The sequence below is a fragment of the Deinococcus arcticus genome, from assembly GCF_003028415.1.
Classification (GTDB): Bacteria; Deinococcota; Deinococci; order Deinococcales; family Deinococcaceae; genus Deinococcus; species Deinococcus arcticus.
The window spans coordinates 21,930-43,287 of record NZ_PYSV01000001.1 but is presented as its reverse complement, the minus strand read 5'-3'; the positions used below and the strand labels follow the sequence as shown (position 1 = coordinate 43,287).

Annotated in this window: 21 protein-coding genes; 10 read left to right on the top strand and 11 right to left on the bottom strand. The window is 66.3% G+C overall.

From position 1 onward, the window contains the following. Positions 1-206: 206 nt before the first annotated feature. Positions 207-2,834, top strand: coding sequence for a COG1470 family protein (locus tag C8263_RS00185; RefSeq protein WP_146160536.1), 2,628 nt, complete (start codon positions 207-209; stop codon positions 2,832-2,834). A gap of 56 nt (positions 2,835-2,890) precedes the next feature. Here the strand turns inward: C8263_RS00185 and C8263_RS00180 are convergent, their stop codons facing one another. Further along, positions 2,891-3,214, bottom strand: coding sequence for a hypothetical protein (locus C8263_RS00180; RefSeq protein WP_107136086.1), 324 nt, complete (start codon positions 3,212-3,214; stop codon positions 2,891-2,893). Between the two features lie 147 nt (positions 3,215-3,361). Here C8263_RS00180 and sdhC point away from each other — a divergent pair, with 147 nt between their 5' ends. The 4 genes from sdhC to C8263_RS00160 are packed head-to-tail and all read left to right on the top strand — an operon-like array spanning position 3,362 to position 6,723. Continuing rightward, positions 3,362-3,778 (top strand): succinate dehydrogenase, cytochrome b556 subunit, encoded by a 417-nt coding sequence (sdhC, locus tag C8263_RS00175; protein WP_269845081.1) that lies wholly within the window; start codon positions 3,362-3,364, stop codon positions 3,776-3,778. Continuing rightward, positions 3,778-4,155: a succinate dehydrogenase hydrophobic membrane anchor subunit gene (locus tag C8263_RS00170; RefSeq protein WP_107136084.1), complete on the top strand. Its 378-nt coding sequence runs from the start codon at positions 3,778-3,780 to the stop codon at positions 4,153-4,155. The genes sdhC and C8263_RS00170 overlap by 1 nt, the downstream gene beginning before the upstream one ends. A gap of 36 nt (positions 4,156-4,191) precedes the next feature. Continuing rightward, positions 4,192-5,943, top strand: a complete 1,752-nt coding sequence (sdhA, locus tag C8263_RS00165) for a succinate dehydrogenase flavoprotein subunit (protein WP_107136083.1) — start codon at positions 4,192-4,194, stop codon at positions 5,941-5,943. Between the two features lie 18 nt (positions 5,944-5,961). Continuing rightward, a complete protein-coding gene (locus C8263_RS00160) occupies positions 5,962-6,723 on the top strand; it encodes a succinate dehydrogenase iron-sulfur subunit (RefSeq protein ID WP_107136082.1) in 762 nt (253 codons plus the stop codon). A gap of 563 nt (positions 6,724-7,286) precedes the next feature. On the opposite strand, the gene C8263_RS00155 is transcribed toward C8263_RS00160, so the two are convergent. The 4 genes from C8263_RS00155 to C8263_RS00140 form a co-directional block, all read right to left on the bottom strand. Continuing rightward, positions 7,287-8,843: a GGDEF domain-containing protein gene (locus tag C8263_RS00155; RefSeq protein WP_107136081.1), complete on the bottom strand. Its 1,557-nt coding sequence runs from the start codon at positions 8,841-8,843 to the stop codon at positions 7,287-7,289. A gap of 63 nt (positions 8,844-8,906) precedes the next feature. Next, positions 8,907-9,098, bottom strand: a complete 192-nt coding sequence (locus C8263_RS00150) for a hypothetical protein (RefSeq protein WP_107136080.1) — start codon at positions 9,096-9,098, stop codon at positions 8,907-8,909. 275 nt (positions 9,099-9,373) lie between these two features. Beyond that, positions 9,374-9,730, bottom strand: a complete 357-nt coding sequence (locus C8263_RS00145) for a hypothetical protein (RefSeq protein WP_107136079.1) — start codon at positions 9,728-9,730, stop codon at positions 9,374-9,376. 131 nt (positions 9,731-9,861) lie between these two features. Next, positions 9,862-10,371 carry a hypothetical protein gene (locus C8263_RS00140; protein ID WP_107136078.1) on the bottom strand — a complete coding sequence of 170 codons (510 nt, stop codon included), beginning with the start codon at positions 10,369-10,371 and terminating at the stop codon, positions 9,862-9,864. Between the two features lie 271 nt (positions 10,372-10,642). On the opposite strand from C8263_RS00140, the gene C8263_RS00135 reads away from it, so the two are divergent. Then, the gene (locus C8263_RS00135) at positions 10,643-10,963 is read left to right on the top strand and encodes a hypothetical protein (RefSeq protein ID WP_146160535.1); all 321 of its coding nucleotides are present in this window, start codon (positions 10,643-10,645) and stop codon (positions 10,961-10,963) included. Between the two features lie 230 nt (positions 10,964-11,193). Here C8263_RS00135 and C8263_RS00130 read toward each other — a convergent pair whose 3' ends face one another. From C8263_RS00130 to C8263_RS00110, 5 genes are all read right to left on the bottom strand, one after another. After that, positions 11,194-11,751 (bottom strand): cyclin-dependent kinase inhibitor 3 family protein, encoded by a 558-nt coding sequence (locus tag C8263_RS00130; protein ID WP_107136076.1) that lies wholly within the window; start codon positions 11,749-11,751, stop codon positions 11,194-11,196. Then, positions 11,748-12,752, bottom strand: a complete 1,005-nt coding sequence (hemB, locus tag C8263_RS00125; RefSeq protein WP_107136075.1) for a porphobilinogen synthase — start codon at positions 12,750-12,752, stop codon at positions 11,748-11,750. Before hemB ends, C8263_RS00130 begins: the two co-directional genes overlap by 4 nt. Before the next feature lie 409 nt (positions 12,753-13,161). Further along, entirely contained in the window at positions 13,162-13,482 is a 321-nt protein-coding gene (locus tag C8263_RS00120) for a roadblock/LC7 domain-containing protein (RefSeq protein ID WP_107136074.1), read from the bottom strand. After that, positions 13,479-13,820 (bottom strand): roadblock/LC7 domain-containing protein, encoded by a 342-nt coding sequence (locus C8263_RS00115; RefSeq protein WP_107136073.1) that lies wholly within the window; start codon positions 13,818-13,820, stop codon positions 13,479-13,481. Before C8263_RS00115 ends, C8263_RS00120 begins: the two co-directional genes overlap by 4 nt. Continuing rightward, the gene (locus tag C8263_RS00110; protein WP_107136072.1) at positions 13,817-14,167 is read right to left on the bottom strand and encodes a roadblock/LC7 domain-containing protein; all 351 of its coding nucleotides are present in this window, start codon (positions 14,165-14,167) and stop codon (positions 13,817-13,819) included. The genes C8263_RS00115 and C8263_RS00110 overlap by 4 nt, the downstream gene beginning before the upstream one ends. Positions 14,168-14,608: 441 nt before the next feature. Here C8263_RS00110 and gyrA point away from each other — a divergent pair, with 441 nt between their 5' ends. The 4 genes from gyrA (at position 14,609) to C8263_RS00090 (ending at position 20,486) form a co-directional block, all read left to right on the top strand. Next, a complete protein-coding gene (gyrA, locus tag C8263_RS00105) occupies positions 14,609-17,044 on the top strand; it encodes a DNA gyrase subunit A (protein ID WP_107136071.1) in 2,436 nt (811 codons plus the stop codon). 275 nt (positions 17,045-17,319) lie between these two features. Continuing rightward, entirely contained in the window at positions 17,320-17,925 is a 606-nt protein-coding gene (locus tag C8263_RS00100) for a helix-turn-helix domain-containing protein (protein ID WP_199188248.1), read from the top strand. Between the two features lie 142 nt (positions 17,926-18,067). Further along, on the top strand, positions 18,068-19,429 hold the full coding sequence (locus C8263_RS00095; RefSeq protein ID WP_233218549.1) for an FAD-dependent oxidoreductase: 1,362 nt from the start codon (positions 18,068-18,070) through the stop codon (positions 19,427-19,429). A gap of 49 nt (positions 19,430-19,478) precedes the next feature. Continuing rightward, a complete protein-coding gene (locus C8263_RS00090; protein WP_107136069.1) occupies positions 19,479-20,486 on the top strand; it encodes an NAD(P)/FAD-dependent oxidoreductase in 1,008 nt (335 codons plus the stop codon). 15 nt (positions 20,487-20,501) lie between these two features. On the opposite strand, the gene C8263_RS00085 is transcribed toward C8263_RS00090, so the two are convergent. Next, on the bottom strand, positions 20,502-21,314 hold the full coding sequence (locus tag C8263_RS00085; protein WP_107136068.1) for an AAC(3) family N-acetyltransferase: 813 nt from the start codon (positions 21,312-21,314) through the stop codon (positions 20,502-20,504). Positions 21,315-21,358 lie beyond the last annotated feature (44 nt).

Genomic DNA, 21,358 nt, shown 5'->3' with positions numbered 1-21,358 from the left:
CCCCCACTGGGTGGGCTTGAAGCAGCCCACGTCCGGGCAAAGTTGCATGTCAAACGGTTCGGAGGACATTAGAATCCTGAGCGGTTATGAAGAAACTCCCCCTGACCACCGCCATGCTGGGCCTGACCGTGCTGCTGACGGCCTGCCCGCAGCCCACTCCCCCGGAAGGCCCCAACACAGCTACCCTGACCGTCAACCTGAGCGGCGTGAACACCGCGCCCGTGAAGGTCACAAACACTGCCACGAACGCCGTGCTGTTTGAAGGCGGACTGAACAGCGGCAAGACCTTTAGCGACCTGGCCCTGAATACCGTCCTCAAGGTAGAGCCGGGCGCTGTGAACGGCTATACTGCCCCAGCCGCGCAGACCGTCACCCTGGATGCCAGCAAGAGCATCACGCTGGAGTACAAGGCGGCCGGTGAACCGCTTGAGCCCACCCGAATCAAGGGACAGGTGACGGGCACGACCCTGCAGCTTGACGAGGCCTTCGTGGGAAGCGTGGGGGACCCCTTCTTCGGTGCAACCAAATTGACGCGCAACACGGTGAATCTGGATCTGGCAACCCTGACCCCCTCAATGAACGACCTGAGTGCCGGCTTTCTGAGCGGATGCAAGGTGGAGCGCTCGGCGCCAGATGTCCGCACGCTGTTCAACTCATCTCTGAACACTTACAGCCCCCAGGGCGATCTGCTGGGCGACATCGTCGAGACGGTGGTCTCTGGGCCCGATGCCCAACTTGGAGGGGCGGTTCTCTTCCGTATCTATGCTGATCGGGCCGCCACTTTCAAGGGCACCTGCACCACCCAGGACGGCAAGACGGAAACGATTGACCTGAACTTGAAAGCGGGCTGGAACACCACGGTCTACGGTCAGAGCGGGAACGGCTTTGTCATGCGCATGGCTGACCCTGCTGACCGCATTCAGCTCCTCTTCATTGCCGAGCAACCCAGTGTGGCCGTTCGACTGAGCACCCAGCCGCTCGTATTTTCCAGCAATGAAACGGTTTCTACGGATGTCCGCTTTATTCAGGTGGGCGGTTACACTGGTCAGGTCACCCTCAGCACGGATGTCCCGGGCCTGACTGTGGAGCCGGCCACCCTGTCACTGCCCGCCCTGCCCCGCCTGAGCGCCCAGAGCCAAACCTCGTCCATTCAGGCCATGAGCCAAGCACCGCAACTGGTGAACACCAAACTGACCTTCCGTTACACGGGCGGCAACTACAATGGTCCTTTCCGGCTAATTGTTAAAGACAGCGCGGGTAAAGAGGTGGGCAGCGCCAGTGGCATCCTGAACGCGCAGCGGCCCGGCGTCAACCTGTATGCCAGCGGTTACAACCTCATTCTGCGCCCCGGCGGCACCTTGAATGTAGATGTGACTGCGCAGGGTGTGGGGGGCTTCACGGGTGACGTGACTTTCAGCGCTACCGATCTGCCTGCGGGCGTGACCGTAACCCCGGTAACCAAACCGCTGAACGGTTCGGTGTACGTGGCGCTGCCGCTGCAGGCGTCGGCTGGCGTGGTGCCCGGCACCTATAAGATCACTCTGACAGCGGACGGCGGCAACGGCCGCACGGCCAGCACCAAAGTAGACATCACCATTCCCAAGCCCGGCGTTACGTTGGCCGTCTCTGAGGGCTATTACGGCCCAGTGCTTTATCAAGGTGGCACAGGGGCCGTCACCGTCAATGTCGCCAGCGTGAACGGCTTTAACGGCACCACCACCATCTCAATCGAGAACCTGCCAGCTGGTGTGACCGCCACGCCTAAGACCATTTCGGTCGCGCCGGGCACCACCACCACTGTTCAGATTCCGCTACAAGCCACAGCTGAAGCTACACTGGGTTCTACGACCATCCAGGTCACCAGCCCCGACCGCTCTGCCGATACCTCCACTGGTCCAGGCAATTCCACGACCACGCTCACGGTACGCCCGGCACGCATCAGCCTGGGCACCGGTGCCGGCTACGCTGTCCGCGCCACAGATGGCGTTTGGGTGACCAACAGTGGCTACGACAGTGCCACTGGCCCTTATACAAAGATTTCGCGCTTTACCATGAGTGGCGCGGCCACTACAGGTACCCTGAACACCTCGTCGGGTCAGCTGATTCACAGCTCAGAAGGCGTGGTGGTGGTGCAGAGACTATATGGAACGTCGTCGGCGCCGATCTTGATCAAGAACGACGGCACCCAGACCACTCTGCCAAACCCGAACATTCAAGACGCCGTCTTCGCGCCTCAAGCCGACAGTCAGGGCCGCGTATGGATGGTCCAGCGTGTCAGCACTTCTTCTGGCTACACCAACATGCTGGCCATCTGGACCCCCGCCACGGGTACAGTCACTGCTGTTCAGACGCTGACGAGTGGCTACAGCGCCGGCCAGGGCCGGTTTTTCATGAGCCAGGACGGGACGAAGGCTGTTTACCTGGGCGATGAGGCGCTTCTGCTTGACACCGTCACCAATACGGCGACCACCCTCACGCTGGCTCAGGGCGCCTACAGTGCGGCTGTGACCAATAGCGGCACCGTGTGGTTCAATAAATCCAGCGAACTCGCCCGGATGAACGCTGACGGCACACTCACAAAGTACCCGATCAGTATCAGCACGCTGGCCGGCTTTGACGCCAAGGATCAGAACGTTCTCTGGGGCAAAGCTGATAATCCCAATAACGTTGCCCGCATCAACACAGCGGCCCCCACTGCGACCGGCGCAGTGACTTCTTACGAACTGGGAAGCGTGATGCAGGTCGTCACGGCCACCGGCGGTGGCGCCTATGCCATCACTCGCGGTGAATTCACCGGAGGGGCAGAAACCTGGTACCTGTCCTACCTGAAGTAAACCTATGAGCAGCGGCGGCCCCTACTTCCCGGGGGCCGCCGCTGCATTGAAGACAGTCACGAGCTCAGGTCAATATCAATCACAGGCGGGGCAGGTTCCGCCCTGACCGGCTCCGGCTGCCGCTGCACATTGGGAATGGCCACCGGGGTGCTGCGGTCCAGTGGCTCGTGGCTTTGCCCTGGCCGGACCCAGGTGGTGCTGGGGCCAGCTGGGCCGCCCAGCGGACGTTTGGGCGCGGGCTGCGCGGCCTGCCGGGCGGCGCGGATAATGCCGTCCACCTCTTCTCTACTCAGCAGGCCCTTCTGTTCCAGGGTCCCCAGAATGCCCAGCACCATCTTGCGGGTGAACTCGGCTTCCAGGGTGGGGTCTTTGGTGCTCATGGGCAACAGCGTAGCGCGGCCGGGGGAGCTGTTCTGCGTGACGGGCCAGCAGCAGGCCCGGTTTCCCAGCGGGGTGATAGACTTGTGCCCGTCTGAAATCGTGGTGTGAACGGTCACCCACTCGGCATAACGTTCGCTCTAGAGTGGGTGGGCACAAGGCAGCACCGGCCAGAGCCGCCGGGCAACGACGTTGAGGAGGACTTAAGGATGTACCGAGGAAGAGAGGGGCAGTGGGCGTTCCTGCTTCACCGCCTGTCAGGACTGGCGATTCTGGCCTACCTGCTGCTGCATGTGTTCAGCATCGGGTCGTTTATTTTCGGTGAAGAGTTCTACATGGTGATTCACGAGCGCTACGACCTGTGGCCGTTCCGTGTGGGGCTGATCTTCGTCACGGCCGGCGTGGTGTACCACGCGTTCAACGGCCTGCGCATCATCATCATGGACTTCACGGGCTTTGGCGTGGCCTACCAGCGGCAGATGTGGTACGGGGTGCTGCTGATCAGCGTGGCCGCCTTCGCCTACGCCGCCTGGACGCTGTACCCGCGCATCATGGGGGGCTACTGATGATCCGCGCCCGCACCTTTACCGACGCCCGCGCGCAGTCGCACACCAACGCAGAGCTGAACTGGTGGATCTTCATGCGCATCAGCGGCCTGATTCTGATGTTCCTGATTCTGGGCCACATCTACATGACCTTTATTCAGGTCAGCGAGTCGGACGCCACCTACGACGCGGTGGTGAACAAACTGGCCAATCCTGCCTGGAAGTTCTACGACTGGCTGATTCTGTCGCTGTCCCTGCTGCACGGGGCCAACGGCGCGCGCTACTCCATTGAGGACTACGTGCGTTCACGCCCCAACCGCGCCTGGGTCAAGGGTCTGTTCTACACCGTGGTGGCGCTGGTGTTCGCCTTCGGCACCGTGGGTCTGTTCTCCATCTGAGCCCCCGCGCGGGGACACAAAGGAAGTCTGAAAACTATGCATCATCGTTATGACGTGCTGGTGGTGGGTGCGGGCGGCGCCGGGCTGATGGCCGCGCTGTATGCCGCCAAGGGCAACGTGAGCGTGGCCTGTATCTCCAAGCTGTACCCTACGCGCTCGCACACGGGCGCGGCGCAGGGCGGCATTGGCGCGGCGCTGGGCAACGTGCAGGAAGACCACTGGGAATGGCACATGTTCGACACCGTCAAGGGCGGCGACTACCTGACTGACCAGGACGCCGCCGAGGTGTTCGCCAAGGACATCATTGACGCCGTGTACGAGCTGGAGCACATGGGCCTGCCCTTCTCGCGTACGCCTGAAGGCAAGATTGCCCAGCGCAAGTTTGGCGGCCACACCCGCGACTTCGGCAAGGCGGCCGTGGAACGCAGCTGCTATGCCAAGGACCGCACCGGCCACATGATTCTGCAGACGCTGTACCAGCAGAACGTCAAGGCCGGGACCACCTTCTTCAACGAGTTCCATGTCACCGACCTGATTATTGAAGAGGGACGCTGCCGGGGACTGGTGGCCTACCACCTCGCCACCGGGGAGATCCACACCTTCCACGCCAAGGCGGTCATTCTGGCGGCGGGCGGCTACGGGCGCATTTTCAAGATCACCTCCAACGCCCTGACGCTGACCGGCGACCTGATGAGCATCTATTACCGCAAGGGCCTGCCGCTGGAAGACATGGAGTTCTACCAGTTTCACCCCACCGGGCTGGCCAAGCTGGGCATTCTGGTCACCGAGGGCATTCGCGGTGAGGGCGGCATCCTGCGCAACGACTCCGGCGAGCGCTTCATGGAGCGCTACGCGCCCACCATCAAGGACCTCGCGCCGCGCGATATCGTCTCGCGCTCCATCATCAAGGAAATCCGCGAGGGACGTGGCGTGGGCCGCGACAAGGACGCCGTCAACATTGACCTGACCCACCTGCCGCGCGACGTGATTGAAGGCAAGCTGGCCGAGATCACCGACCTGGCGCGCACCTACCTGGGCATGGACCCGGTCAAGGACCTCGTGCCTATTCAGCCCACCGCGCACTACGCCATGGGCGGCATTCCCACCGACCTGAATGGCCTGTGCCTGAGTGACGGCTCGGGCGGCAGCATTGAAGGGCTGTACGCGGCGGGCGAGCAGGCGTGCGTGTCGCTGCACGGCGCCAACCGCCTGGGCACGAACAGCCTGGGCGACCTCGTGGTGTTCGGCCGCCGCGCAGGCATCTACGCCGCGCAGTACGCCCGGCAGGTAGAGTTCCCCGACATGCCCGAAGGCGCCGAGCGCGAGACGATGGACATGTTCGAGCGCCTGCGCAGCGGCAGCGGCAAGGACAACGCCGCCGCCATCCGCAAGGAACTGCAGGAATCCATGATGAACAACGTGGGCATCTTCCGCAACGGCCCCGACATGCAGCGTCAGGTCGAGATCAATGCGGAACTCAAGGCCCGTTTCCAGAACATCACGGTTTCTGATCCCAGCCGCCGCTACAACAGTGAGCTGATCGAGGCGATGGAACTGGGGTTCATGCTTGACTGTGCGGAGGCCATGACGGCCAGCGCCCTGAACCGCACCGAGTCGCGCGGCGCGCACGACCGCGAGGACTACGCCGAGCGCGACGACACGAGCTGGCTCAAGCACACCATGGCCTACAAGGACCTGAACAAGGACGGCAACGTCGTCATCGGCTACAAGCCGGTGGCCCTCAAGGGCTTCACCCGGGCGTTTGAACCCAAGCCCCGCGTGTACTGATCCACGTAAGGAATCCCCATGACCCAGACTGCAACCAATACCGGCGTGGTGGCCCCTCTGGGGGTCCCCATGCTGCAACTGAAAGTCAAGGTTCTGCGCTTTGACCCTGAAAAGGACAAAAAGGCGCACTGGACCACCTACGACGTGGAAGCCCAGCCGGGCGACCGCGTGCTGGACGTCATCAACCACATCAAGTGGTACCTGGAACCCAGCCTGACCTTCCGCCGCTCGTGCATGCACGGCATCTGCGGCAGCGACGCCATGCTGATCAACGGTCGCAACCGCCTTGCCTGCAAGACCCTGGTGCGCGATGTGGCCAAGAACGGCGGCACCATTACTGTGGAGCCCATCCGTGGCCTGAAGGTGGAAAAGGACCTTCTGGTGGACATGGACCCCTTCTTCGACTCCTACAAGGCGATCATGCCCTACTTCATCAACGAGTCGCCGGCCCCCGCCGCCGAGCGCATTCAGAGTGAAGAACAGGCCGAGCGCATGGCGCACTCCAGCAACTGCATTCTGTGTGCGTGCTGCACGACCTCCTGCCCCATCTTCTGGGTGAACGGGTCGTACCTGGGCCCGGCCGCGATTGTGCAGGCCCACCGCTTTATCTTCGACAGCCGCGACGAGGCCACACACCAGCGCCTGGGCATCATGAACCAGAACACGGGCGTGTGGCGCTGCCGCACCGCGTACAACTGCACCGAAGCCTGCCCGCGCGATATTCCAATCACCCAGCTGATCGAGGAAGTCAAGCGCGCCGTGATGTACGGTCAGGCGTAAGCCAGCAGATAAGCAAGCAGTTCTGAACAGCCCCGGTCTATGGCCGGGGCTTTCTTGCGGCAGCTGAGGAAAAGGCGGTCACACCTGTCCCCAGCTGCCGATATGGACGCCGACCCCACCGTTGTCAACACTTTGATCTGAACGAACTGGATTTGAATGGACTGATACGAGTTCCGAAAAACTCTGTCATACATGACGGAATTTTTTCGACCACAGGGACTCGCAGAGCGGCGCAGCAGAGCGGGAAAAGAGCCGGATATTCCCCAAATTCCTGGACATCCGGCTCTTTCCCGGGTGTTCCGGACATGGACGGCAGTTCGTATGATACGGACTCGGAGAGCTGCTTTACAGAGCGAGCAGGGGAAACACGGCCCTCCGGGCGTGGCGTCGGTGCATCGGCTCTGTTCCGATCTGTCGGCGGAGCAGAGTGATCCGGGACGCCTCTGCTTCCAAAGCAGATTGGGAAGGGCAGCGGCAATGGACCAGCACCCCCGGCGCCCCTTCTGGTCTCTTGTTCGCACTGCGGCGGCATGCTGCGAGTCCGCTTGCTCCTCGCCTCCGGCTCAAGGGCGTTTCGTCTGAAAAGCGCCCACTGCCGTTCCAACGGGCACCGGGTCGCCGCCGTACACGCGGTGGCCGCCTTCGCGCTTGGCGGCGTACATCCGGGCGTCAGCCAGGGCCAGCGCAGCCTGCAGGTCCGGCGTCGTTGCCACGGCCACGCCTATGCTGGCGGTCACGGTGAGGCCCTCTGGCAAGCCCCAGCGCTGCTGCGTCATGTCCCTGCCAATCCGGTAGAGATCTCGGGCCAGCTCGTGGCCTGCGCCTGACGCCGGCGGCCGCACCACCACAAATTCCTCGCCGCCAAACCGGGCACACAGATCGTCCGGGCGTAGACCCTCCTGCAAAAGGCGTGCCACCCCGCGCAACACCTCATCCCCAGCGTGGTGCCCAGCCGTGTCATTGATGCGTTTGAACTTATCCACATCCAGCAGCGCCACCTGCGCCGGGTGGGCAGGTGTGGCCTGGGCCAGCACGGCGGCCCCCGCTTCCATCAGGTGTTGGCGGTTGTACAGCCCGGTCAGGCCGTCGCGGCGACTGATCTCCTGAATCTGGTCGTGCGCGGCGCGCAGTTCGCTCAGGGCCGCCTGCAGCTGCAGGGCCCGCTCCCGTTCGCGCTCGGCCTCGGCGCGGGCCTGCGAGGTGCAGTGCCAGACTTCCAGCGCACGCATGGTGCGCTCGCGCCGGGTGCCCTCGGCGGCCTTCCAGGCTTCACTGTGCTGCCGCTCGGCCGCCAGGGCACCGGCCAGATCGCCCGATTCTTCCAGGGCCTGTGCCAGGGGACGCAGCAAGCGGGGCTGCTCGACCAGCGGCACCCGGGCCAGCTCCGCCCGCAGCAGCTCAGCCGCGCGCGCCGCCTGCCCCCGGGCCCGCCACACCTGACATTCGGCCAGCAGCAGATCGCTGCAGGACTGCCGGATGGTCATGGGTGGCAGCGCGCGCACAGCGGCCATATGGGCTTCCGCCTGGGCCACGTCCCCTGCCCGTAAGGCGTCTTCCACTAGGATGACGCGCGCCACGGCATACAGGTCCGGCCACGTGTTGACCGCCAGGGCCAGCACCGCCGCAAGGTGCTCGGCGCGCTGCACCTCGCTCAGGCCCAGGCCTTCGGCGTACAGGGCGCTGTTCAGGTGAGCCACAATCAGGGTGTCCATCTCGCCCGCTGCCTGAGCACCCGCAATGACCTCACGCAGGGGACCAGCACAGCGTTCGGGCGCAATATCAAGAAACAGGTTGCCCAGATCATGCCGCGCCCGCCACTCCCCCGCTGTGTCCCCGCAGGCCTGGGTCACCCGCAGTTCCTGTGCATACAGCAGGTGGGCCTGATCCAGCTCCAGGGCTTCGGCCAGAATACTGGCCTGCACGTTCAGCGCGCGGCCTCGCCAGCGCCCAGTCAGGGCAGGCAGTTCCTCCACCAGGCGCCCCATGGCCCGGTCCGGGTAGCCTTCCCGCCAGTCCAGATAGGCCTCCACGACCACCCGCTGCGGCGACAGTGCGCGGGCCTGAAGCTCGGCGCGCACCCACCGGGGATTGCGGTTGCGTTCCTGCCAGAGCTCATCCATGTCTTTAGTTATAGGGGGCTCTACCTGACAATTCCGTGGCAGGGCGCGGAATCAAGGCGCTCTTCAGCTCGCCGGGGAAACTGTCCTCTCCCCCGGCACCCAGCGGCCCTCGTCCAGCAGGGCCACAAAGGCCGCCACCTGCGGGTCCAGCTGGCGGCCCGCCTGCCGCCGGATTTCCGCGACCACCTGCTCGTGGGGCCACGCGGGCCTGTAGGGCCAGACGCTCTTTGCCCAGGGCGGGCGGCTTCCAGCCACTCATTCAGGCGCCGGGCCCCGGACCGCGCCACAGGTGCGTGGCCTTCGGCTGGCCGGTGCATGGAAACAGGCCGGGACGCTGTTCGCCCGGTCCAGCCCGCGCCCACCGCTGTCGTTCCGGATACCCGCCAGACTGGGGACAGGTCGACAGCGAGGAGATTCCCCTTCCACCGTGTCGCCTTCCGCTGTGACATGGCCCATTCTAGGCACCCCGGCGCAGCACGCACCCTCACTTCCAGAGGGGGAGGCATCTCAGATTCAGGCCCAACTGCCGGTCAGGGGCCGGACACCTGGATTTCTTCCAGCCAGCGCACCTGCTTGCCCTGGGCCCGGGCGTACTCTATTTCCTGTCGGGTGTGGTGGCCCACGTAGCCGCCCGGGTTGATCACCAGAATCTCGTCGGCCAGGTCAATCTTGGAGCGGTGCAGCTCGGTCAGGCGGTTCAGGGCGGCGGCCCGCTCCCCAGCCGGCAGGTGGCTGAAAGCCTCCTCGTCGCGCTGGCGGTGGCTGCCCACACTGAGGACAATGCGGCCGGCGAGCGTTTCGGCCAGCGAGGCGGCGTCGAATTCCGCCAGGAATCGCACGCTGCCGCACAGGCAGACAATGGTGGGCCGCTCTGGCAAGCGGGTCATACGGCTTCCGGATGATCCGTTGCAGCCCCTCCGCTTCGCTGCGGTGCTTCCACTCCTCTCCGTCACCGTTTTTCCTCCTCCCTCCGGTCGGGTTCATCAGTTATTGCATAACTGATGAACCGGAATCCTTATCAGAACTGCAGGGCGTAGCGCACGCCCGCGCCGTCAAAGCACTCGCCAATGCCGCGTTCCTGGGCGTCCACGGTCAGGGTGCAGGTGAGCAGAGCCGGGGGCTCGCCCTGCGCCCGGGCAATCAGGTTGCCCGTCAGCGCCGGCACCGGGCGCCCGGCATCCACACGGGTGGCCGTCTCGAAGGCGGCTGGCGCCGAACCCGTGTTCGAGGCCCCGAACGCCACGCTGACGCCCAGGCCGCCGGGCAGGCTGCCGTTGCCAATCAGGTAGGTGCGCCCGGTATAGGTGCGGCCCCCGATCCGAAGGGTGGCGTTGTCCGGCGCAAAGGGGTCGCCCAGACGGGGCGAGAGGGTGCCGCGTGTGAAGGTGACGGTGCCCTCCTCGCCGGTCTGGGTGTTCACCAGGCGGCCTGGCGTGGCGGCGGTCATGGTCGGGGCGCAGGCCGCCAGCAAGGTCAGGACAGCCGCGCCCAGCAGCGCGGCACCGGTCAGTCTGGAAGCAGGGGTCATGGTGCGCCCAGTGTAGAGGGCGCGGGCCCGGCGGGCGTGAGGCGCTGGGGCGGCTCAGCTCTGGGCTTGCCGCCGCCGCCTCTTCGCCAGGCTGGGCCCATGCCTGCGCCTGCCGCTGCCCCCCTCCGGCCTGCCGACCACCGGCTGACCGGCACTTACCGGCCCGCGTACATCCGCAGCACCAGGGGCGCCATGGTGCTGGTGACCGGCCCTGGCCCTGGCGTTTGCCTGGGGCGGCCTGAGCGGCTTTATGGAGGGCTGGGTGGGGTGGGTGGCACTGAGCCTGGGACCTTACCTGCTGTATGTCAACTGGACCACCGCGCAGTTGCTGCGCTGGCCCCCACAGCTCAGCGCCGGGGGCCTGACCTTCATGGAGCGTGACCCGCTGGCCTACCGGGCGGTGCGCCACACCCTGCGCTGGGAGGACCTGAGGCGCGCGCAGTGGGGCGCAGGCCGGCAACGGCGCCGCGTGCTCTTTCACCGTCAGCAGGGCGAGGCGGTGCGCCTGACCCTGAGCAGCCCGGAGAACGAGGAGGCGTTCAGCGCGGCGCTGCGGGCGCAGTTGGAGGCCCACAGCGTGCCGATGAACTGAGACGGACTGCCGTCCATTTCCGTCACATCCGGGAAAGAGCCGGATGTTCCCCGCCTTCGGCGCTGTTCCAGCCCAATGCCCGGACATCCGTCTCTTTTCCTGCTCTGCTCCGCAGCTCTGTGAGTCCCTCCGGTCGGAAACATTCCGTAATGTGTTAAGGAATTTTCCGGAACTTGTCTGAAACGAGCTGGGCTTTTCCAGGTGAGCTGTCTGCCGGGTGGGGAGCCCACTCAAGGCGCCGCCGTATTCTCCCCGGCAAAGGCGTAGATAAACGCTTCCTGCCCGGCTGTTTCAATGGCGTGGGGACTGCGGCTCTGGCGCACGAGGTCAATTGCCGCCTGCGCTCCCAGGCCCGCCTGAACCAGCAGGCAGGCGGCCGTCAGCCCGGCCCGGCCCAGGCCGCCCCGGCAATGCACGACCACCCGGCGCCCATCCAGCAGGTGGGTCATCAGCTCATCCAGATAAGCGGCGAATGCCGCAGCATCCAGCGGCGCACGCCCATCAGGAATGGGAAAGGGGGCCAGTTCCAGCGCGTGGGCCTGGGCGGCGGCGTGGTAGCCCTCCATGCCCAGCAGGTCAAACTCAAAGTCCTCCAGCAGTGGGGCCAGGACGTTGGCACCCATCTGGGCCAGGGCCTGGACGTCAGCGGTCACCTCCCGGTCATGGGTCACGCCCGGCTGGTACAGGCTGCCGCCCTTCTTGCCGGGCGCGAAGGTCAGCCCCAGCTGGCCCGGCCACAGGCTGGTGGGCACCCAGTCCACGCGAATGGGGCTCTGTGCGCTGGTCATGCGGGGCCCTGCTCGCGCAGCCACCTTGCGGCGTCCAGCGCGTGGTAGGTGATGATTGCGTCGGCGCCCGCGCGGCGCATGCCAGTCAGGGTTTCCAGGACCGTGCGGCGCTCATCCATGTAGCCAGCCTGGGCCGCCGCCTTGATCAGGGCGTACTCACCGCTGACGTTGTAGGCTACCACCGGCAGATCGAATTCCCGGCGCAGCAGGCTCAGCACGTCCAGGTAGGCCAGGGCTGGCTTGACCATCAGGGTGTCGGCCCCCTGTGCTGCGTCCAGGCGGGCCTCGCGCAGGGCCTCGCGGTAGCCCCCCGCCGGGTTCATCTGGTAGCCAGCGCGGTTGCCCACGCCGGGGGCGCTGCCCGCCGCGTCGCGGAAGGGGCCGTAGTAGGCGCTGGCGTACTTCACGGCGTAGCTCATGATCGGCACGTGCGGAAAGCCCGCTTCGTCCAGCGCCGCGCGAATGGCCCCCACCTGGCCGTCCATCATGGCGCTGGGGGCCACCACGTCGGCCCCCGCCTGGGCCTGCGACACGGCCGTGCGGGCCAACAGGGACAGGCTGGCGTCGTTGTCCACGGTCCAGGCGTCGGCGCCGCCCAGGCCCGGCACCTCGCACAGCGGGCCGCAGTGGCCGTGGTCGGTGTATTCGCACAGGCAGGTGTCGGCCATGACGGTGAGGCCGGGCACCGCCGCCTTGATAGCGCGCGTGGTCCGCTGGATGATGCCCTCTGCGGCGTACGCCTGGGTGCCCAGCGCGTCCTTGTGGTCGGGAATACCAAACAGAATCACGCTGGGCACGCCCAGGGCCAGGGCTTCACGGGCCTGGGCCACGGCGCTGGCCACCGAGTGCCGGGAGACCCCCGGCATGGTGGCAATGGGCGTCACCTCCTCGCGCTCGTGCACAAAGATGGGGTGAATGAACTGAGAGGGGTGCAGCTGCACCTCCTGGGTCAGGGCGCGCAGGGCGGGCGTGCGGCGCAGGCGGCGGGGGCGGTCCATCATGACCCCACGCTAGCGCGGCGCGGCAGGGACAAATGAAGATCCCGCCCGGGCCGGGGGGCCAGAGCGGGACACGGCAGCGCCCCCAGGAAGCAGCGCCGGGCTCAGGGCCTCCGTCTCATACAGACTCCGGTGGAATCGTTGGCAGAAACGATTCCATTCGAGCGGAATCGGAAAGCTGATTCGTAGCGCGAGGGAGAGCCACACGTCCCCCCGGGCGTGGCGTGAGCAATCCGGCTCTATTCCGGATGATGGGCGTTCCAGACGGCAGTCCGTCTCATAAGGATTCCGGTTAATCAGTTATGGAATAACTGATTAACCCGACCGAAGGGAGAAGGAGAAACGGTGACGGATAGCAGTGGAAGCACCGAAGCGACGCGGAGGGGCTGTAACGGATTATCCGGAATCCGTATCAGGCGTTGCCCAGCAGGCGGCGCACGGCAAAGCGCACGCGGCCCAGGCTGCTCACCTCGTCAAAGGCAGTCAGCAGAATCTGGTCGCCGTGCGGGGTCAGCAGCACCGGGCCGCCCTCCACGTCCAGCAGCAGTTCCTGCCAGCCGGCACTCTTGAGGTTGCTTTGCAGGCTCCCAATCACGGCGCGCCCGGCGGCCACCAGGGTCAGCTCGGCGGCCGTCTGCTCGTCGCCCAGGCCCGCCTTGGCCACCACCTGTCCGTCGGCCGACACCAGCGCCGCGTGCCGCACCCCCCGCACCGAGAGCAGTTCAGCGATCACGCGCCCTCCGTGCGCGGCAGGTTGGGCAGCTCCAGCACAATCCGGGCCAGGGTCTGCTGGGCGGTGCGGGTGTCGGTGCCGCGCGTCATGGCCGCGCCCAGAATGAAGTCGGCAATGGTCACCGCCACCACCTCAATGCGCTCGCTGGTAAAGGCGATGCGGGTCACCTCGCCGGCCCCCAGGCGGCGACAGGTGCGGTCCATGCCCACGCGCAGGGCGCTGAGTTCGGCAGCCAGAGCGTCGCCGCCGTCGCCGTGGCCTTCAATGGTCAGGCCGTCGGGGCCCACCAGGGCGGCGGCCACCACGCCGGGCAGGGTGCGCAGGGAATCGAGAATCACAGCGTGGCCTCCAGTTTGCGGGCGGCGTCGCGGCCATACAGCCGCGCCTGCCCCAAGTTGCTGCGGCCGTCAATGGCCAGCAGCAGGAAATAATCGGTCTTGATGGGGTGCAGGTACACCGCCAGCCGCTCGCCCCGCACGTACAGCTCGCGCGTCTGGCCGCCGCCCAGCGTCGTGTCATAGGCGGACCGGGCCACCCGGAACAGCCCCGCGTGCTCCGCGACCAGAAGGCTCAGATCGGTATCGGTGGTGCTGTGGCCTTCAATCAGCAGGCCGTCCAGCCCGGCGATGGCCGCAGCCCACGCGCCGTCCACGTCTTTAACAAGTTGGGAGAGGTGATCGAGCATGCTGAGAACATCATAAGGGCCCGCAGCCGCTGCGGGCCGAACAGCCGGGACAGGGCGCAGTGGGGGCCAATGGGGGGAGTGGGAGGCGCGGCGCGGCCCGGCCAGAAGCGGCGGGCGACAACGGCGGGGCCTTGTGCGTATTCCGTCCAGTTCCGGACATCTGTTTCTTTTCCCTCTCTGCGGCCCAGCTCTCCGAGGCCTTCCGGCCGGAAACATTCTGTGACGCGTGACGGAATGTTTCGGAAGCCGGATCAGGGATGAAAGCGCGACCGCAGCGGCGCTGTTGCGCTACAATAGCCGGTACTGAGGGAGCCGGTTCTATTACGCTTGAAACAGAATCTCGTGATAGAATATCTCCATTCCCGGAAAGGCCGGGCCTCGACATTCTGAGCTGCGGCGGCTGTCCCCTGACCCCCCGCCCAGCCCCCCGACTGGAGCCACATGACTGGAATCTATCCTGTTGACATCACCAGCGAAGTCAAGACCAACTTCATCAACTACGCCATGAACGTGATTGTGGACCGCGCGCTGCCCGACGTGCGCGACGGTCTGAAGCCGGTGCAGCGCCGCATCATGTACGCGATGATGCTTGAAGGGCTGTACGCCAACCAGAAGCATGCCAAGAGCGCTTCGGTGGTGGGCGAGGTCATGAAGAAGTACCACCCGCACGGCGACAGCAGCATCTATGACGCCATGGTGCGTCTGGGCCAGTGGTGGAACATGCGCTACCCGATGGTTCACCCGCAGGGCAACTTCGGGTCCATTGACGGCGACCCACCCGCCGCCATGCGCTACACCGAGGCGCGCATGACCAAGGTGGCCGAGGAAGTCCTGGCCGACCTGGAAAAGAAAACGGTGGACCTCAAGCCCAACTACGACGAGACCACCGTGGAGCCCTCGGTGCTGCCCAGCGCGGTGCCCAACCTGCTGATCAACGGGGCCTCTGGGATTGCTGTGGGCATGGCAACCAACATTCCGCCGCACAACCTCACGGAAATCTGCAACGGCCTGCTGGCGCTGATCGAGAACCCGAACCTGGGCCTGGACGACATGATGGCGCATGTGCAGGGCCCGGACTTCCCCACGGGCGGTCGCATCTCCAAGGCGGGCATCCGCGAAGCCTACGCCACCGGCCACGGCGGCCTGAAGGTGCGCGGCAAGGCCCGCATTGACGAGAAGAACGGCCGCACCCAGATCATCATCTCCGAGATTCCGTACCAGGTGAACAAGACCAACCTGATTCAGACCATCAGCGCCATGTACAAGGCGGGCAAGATTCCGGATATTGCCGCCCTGCGTGACGAATCGGACCGCAAGGACCCCGTGCGCATTGTGATTGACCTCAAGCGCGGCGCGATTCCCACGCTGGTGCTGAACCAGCTGTACAAGTACACCCAGCTGCAGGGCACCTTCACGATCATCAACCTCAGCATCGTGAACGGCGAGCCGCGCGTGCTGCCGCTCATTGACACCATGCAGTATTTCCTGGCGCACCGCCGCGACGTGGTGACCCGGCGTACCCAGTACGACCTGGACAAGGCGCAGGAACGCGCCCACATCCTCGAAGGGCTGCTCAGGGCGCTGGACCACATTGACGAGGTCATCAGCCTGATCCGCGCCAGTAACACCGGCGCCGAGGCGCGCGACGCCCTGATGGCCCGCTTTGGCCTGACCGAGGTGCAGTCGCAGGCGATTCTGGACATGCGCCTGCAGCGTCTGGTGGGCCTGGAGCGCGAGAAGCTGCAGGGCGAGTACGACGAACTGCAAAAGACGATTGCCTTCCTGCAGTCCATCCTGGGCGACGAGAAGCTGCTGTGGCGCGAGATCAAGAAAGAGATCCGCCACGTGCGCGACAGCTATGGTGACGAGCGGCGCTCGACCATCACGCTGCTGGAAGAGGACATCAGCAAGGAAGACCTGATTGCCGTGGAAGACATGGTGATTACCATGACCAAGGCCGGCTACCTCAAGCGCACCAAGCTGGACGCCTACCGTGCCCAGAGCCGGGGCGGGCGCGGCGCATCGGGCGGCAAGCTGCGCGAGGAAGACGTGAACACCCGCGTGTTCGTGGGCTCCACGCACGACTACCTGCTGTTCTTCACCGACGCCGGGCGCGTGTTCCACGAGAAGATCTACGATCTGCCCGAAGCCGGGCGCGACGCCAAGGGCACGCACATCCGCAACCTGCTGCCCAGTCTGCGCGAGGACGAGAACATCGCCTCCGTGCTGAGCGTGAAGGGCTTTGACGAGGCGGGCTGCTTTATCTTCGCCACCAAGAACGGCATCGTGAAAAAGACGATGATCACCGATTACGGCAACATCACGTCGGCGGGCCTGATTGCGATTAACCTGCAACCCGGCGACGGGCTGATTGGCGTGGGCATCGTGCAGGATGGTGACCATGTGGTGCTGGCCACCCGCAACGGCAAGGCCATGCGCTTCGAGTCCAGCGAGGTGCGCGACACCGGCCGCGCCACCCAGGGCGTGATTGGCATTCGCCTGCGCGACGGAGAGGACGACGCCGTGGTGAGCATGGCCCTGGTGCCCGGCAGCGACGTGGACAGCGAGCTGCTGGCCGTGAGCGAGTGCGGCCTGGGCAAGCGCACCCCGGTGGCCGACTACCCGGCCAAGGGACGCGGCGGCATGGGCGTCATCACCCTGGACGTGACCGACAAGACCGGCAAACTGGTGACCCTGGCGCGTGTGGGCGGCAACGAGGAACTGATGGTGCTGACCGAGAAAGGCACCGTGATCCGCACGCGCGTGGAAGAGGTGCGCGTGACCGGCCGCAACGCCCAGGGCGTGAAGGTGATCAACATTGCCGACAAGGACAGTGTCATCAGCGCCTTCCCGATTCGCCGCGAGGACGAGCTGTAAACCCGGGACCCTGACTGGAGCCGGGGCCTCTGCGCCCCGGTTTTTTTCTCTCTGTTCATGGGGCCCCGGTGAGAGCCAGCGCCTCGGCCCCGCCCTGAAAAAGGCCCACCCAGCGCGCCTTGCCTGCCATATGACCGGGCAGCCAGTCTGTAACCTCAACATGGATTAAAGAAACAAAACTGTTTACAAAAAAGTGATTTTGGGTTACACTGTGAGCACGTCGGGAATGGTCCCGGCCCCCTGGTTCCACCACTTCCGCCCAAGGAGGCGACCAAATGACGACTACCAATACCCGCACGTTTGTGGACACCGTGACCTACCGCCCCGGCGCCGTGATTCTGTACCCCGGCAAAAGCGACATGCTCTACCGCGTTTCCACCGGTCTGGTACGCGTGCACACCATGGACGACGACGGCAACGGCCTGACGCTGCGCTATGTCAAGCCCGGCGAATACTTCGGGGAAGAAGCCCTGGCCGGCGTGAACCGCGCCTACTTCGCAGAGGCCGTGACCGACAGCGCCATTGACGTGATCAACCCCGCTCTGATGAGCGCCGAGGACAACCTCGTGGTGACCACGCACCTCGTGCGTACGCTGGAGCGCGCCTACGAGAGCATCTACCGCTTGGTGGGCAAGCGCCTGCGCGCCCGCATTGCCGGTGAACTGCTGGAACTCAAGGACACCGCGCTGGCCACCCAGCTTGACAGCGGCGAGACCATGATCTACGCCACGCACGACGAACTGGCCGCCGCCGTGGGCAGCGTGCGCGAGACCGTCACCAAGGTCGTGGGCGAGCTGAGCCGCGAGGGCGTGATCAGCGCCGGCTACGGCAAGATCACCCTGAAGGACGAAGCGGCCCTGGGGCAGATCGCCGCGGCCTGAGCCAGCCCCACTTTCCACACCGCTGCCCCGCCGGGCGGCGGTTTTTTCTGTTCGCTGTTGCCTGGAACGGCCGCAGGCTCAAGCCGCCATGGCTGGACAGTTGCCATTCCCACCGCACCCCGGGTGTGCGTACACTCAGCCGGTGAACGCGACCTACACCGAAGACCGCCCGCTGCGCGTGGCCGTGATTGGCAGTGGCCCCAGCGGCGTATACGCTGCCGAGGCGCTGCTGAAACAGACCGCCCTGCCTGTGCAGGTGGATGTCTACGACCGCCTGCCCACCCCCTACGGCCTCGTGCGCTACGGGGTGGCGCCCGACCACCTGACCATCAAAAGTGTGACCCGGGGCTTTGAAAAGACCCTCTCGGACCCGCGCGTGCGCTTTTTTGGCAACGTCGAATTCGGCGCGGACCTCACCTATGAGGAAGCGCGTGCCCACTACGACGCCCTGCTGTACGCCGTGGGCGCCAGCAGTGACCGCCGCCTGGGCATTCCCGGTGAGGACCTGGCGGGCAGCATGAGCGCCACCGAGTTCGTGGCGTGGTACAACGGCCACCCCGACGCCGCCGCACGCGAGATGGTGCTGCACGCGTGCGGCGTGGCCGTGGTGGGCGTGGGCAACGTGGCCCTGGACGTGAGCCGCATTCTGGCCAAAACCCCCCAGGAACTGCATGACAGCGATATCGCCGGGCACGCGCTGGACGCTCTGGCTCACAGCCACGTGCGCGACATCTGGATTCTGGGGCGCCGGGGACCTGCGCAGGCGGCCTTTACCACCAAGGAACTGCGCGAATTTGGCGAGCTGAGCGACGCCGAGCCGGTGGTGAACCCGGCCGAGATTGCGCTGACGGAGGCCGAGGAAGCCGCCATCACCGACAACACCAAGAAGAAGAATGTAGAGGTGCTGCGCGACTTTGCCGCGCGTGAAGCCGAAGGCAAGCCCCGGCGCGTGCACCTGCGTTTTCTGGTCTCGCCGGTCGAGATCCTGGATGACGGCCAGGGCCGCGTGGGTGGCCTGAAGGTGGAGCGCAACCGCCTGGACGAACAGGGCAATGCCGTGGGGACCGGCGAATACGAGGTGCTGCCCGTGCAGATGGTGCTGCGCTCGGTGGGCTACCGGGGCGTGGCCCTGCGTGGGGTGCCGTTTGACGAGCGGCGCGGCGTGATTCCCAACGCAGACGGGCGGGTGGACGGCCGCCCCGGTGAATACACCGCCGGCTGGATCAAGCGCGGGCCCAGCGGCGTGGTGGGCACCAACCGCAAGGACGCCACCGATACCGTGGCCGGGCTGCTGGCCGACGCCCAGTCGGGCGCGCTGCCCCCGGCGGCCCAGCCTGGGCGGGTGGCTGTGGAGGCGCTGCTGGCGGGCAAGGGCGTGCACGTGTACTCCTTTGAAGACTGGCAGGCGCTGGATGCCCACGAGCTGGCGCAGGGCAAGGCCCAGGGCCGCCCCCGCGCCAAGGTGGTCCACCGCGACCACATGCTGGGCATTCGCAAGGGCTGAAACTGCCCACCTTCCCGCGTTCCTGGCCCCCACGCCGGGGACGTTTTGCATGGGGGCCTCTGGCATACTCGCGGGCATGACGGACCTGCACGCAGATGTGGTGGTGATCGGGGCCGGGCCGGCGGGCCTGCACGCGGCGTTCTACGCGGCGTGGCGCGGCCTGCAGGTGCGCCTGCTGGACGCCCGGGGCGAACCCGGCGGCCAGCTGAGCGCCCTGTACCCCGACAAGCGTGTGTACGACGTGCCCGGCCTGCCGGCGGTCCCCGCCGCCGAGGTGGTGGCGGGGCTGGTGCGGCAGCTGGACGGGCTGAAGGTCCAGCTGCACCTGCACACGCTGGCCCAGGGGCTGGAACGAACCGGAGAAGGCTGGCAGGTGCAGACCCAGACCCCGGAAGGCCAGCGGACTTTCACGGCCCCGGCGGTGATTCTGGCGCCCGGCCTGGGCGCGCTGCTCCCACGTGAGGCGCGCGTGGCAGGCGAACACGCCGACGTGCACACCGACCTGCCCGAACCCGGAAGCCTGCGCGGCCGCCGCGTGCTGGTGGTGGGCGGCGTGCCCCAGGCCACCCGCGCCGCACTGGAACTGGCGGAGGCCGGGGCCCAGGTCACCCTGACCCACCGCCGCGCCGGCTTCCGGGGCCGCCCCGCCGAACTGGCGGCCCTGGCGGCGGCCCAGGCCGCCGGCACCCTGGCCGTGCTGGCCCCCGCTGCCCTGACCCACCTGAGCCCGGGCGCCGCCCACCTGACGGTGAATGGCGAGCCCCAGACCCTGCCAGCCGACACCGTGCTGGTGCTCAACGGCTACCTGCCTGACCTCTCCCCCGCCCTGGGCTGGCCGCTGGACTGGCAGGGCGAGTACGTGCCGGATGGCCCAGGCGGCGCCACCGCGCTGCCGGGCGTGTTTGTGGCCGGGGACGTGGCGCAGTCGGGGGGCGACTTCAAACTGATCTCCGTGGGGCTGGCGCAGGCGGCGGTGGCGGCCAACCACGCCGTCCACCATGTGCGCCCAGACCTGAAGGTACGCCCCGGCCACAGCAGCGAAAAGCGGCTGTCGTAGCTGCAGAGCTGGGGCTCAGCCCACCAGGCCCACGTGGCGGCGCGGGGTCAGGCCCTGCTGGCGCACCAGCGCGCGCACCTCCTGGCAGCGGCATGAACGGTAGGAGCACAGCAGGCTTTCCGGGTCCTGCGCCAGCAGGCGCACGGTGGCGTCCACCAGTCGCCGCACCCGGTACAGCCGCAGGGTGGCGCCCCCCACCTGGGCGCTGCGCAGGCCCAGGTGCACTTCTGGCGCCAGCTGGTCAAAATCCGCCGAGCAGTTGGGAAAGGCGGTGGGCACCACCTGCCCCCCCAGCGGCACGTAGCGGGTCAGCAGCGGCATTCCGGCCAGATGTTCGCCGTAATGCACGCTGGTGTTGCTGCCAAAGTCCACGCCCATCAGCAGGGCGTAGCCGTCCAGGTCGTACAGGGCGCCAATGGGCTGGTACGGACTTTGCAGGGTCTGGGCCTGGGTAATCCGCCCGGCTTCCTGCCCCAGCGCAATGAAGCTGAGGGTGGGATGAAACGAACGCTGCGCCTCGGGGCGGTCCACGAGTTCCTGTGGTACGCGGCCAATGTCCCGGCTGACGCGCGAGGTGCGGCTGAAGCGCGCGTGCGTGACCGATGTGGGGCGCGACAGCAGCGTGTTGTAGGTAAACGCCGGGGCCACCACGGTGGCGCTGCGGGCGGCCAGGGCGTCCACCACCGCAGGCGCGCCGCCGTCTAAGGTGCCAAAGGCTTTGAGGCTGGCATGCACGATCACATGCTGCGAGCCGTCCAGCCCCAGCGCCGCCAGCCCCTCGTCCAGCTCGGCAGGGGTGACAGCAGATCGGCGCAGCAGGTTCAGCACGCAGACAGTTTACTGCGGAGCGCGGGAGGCGGGAGGCGGTCACG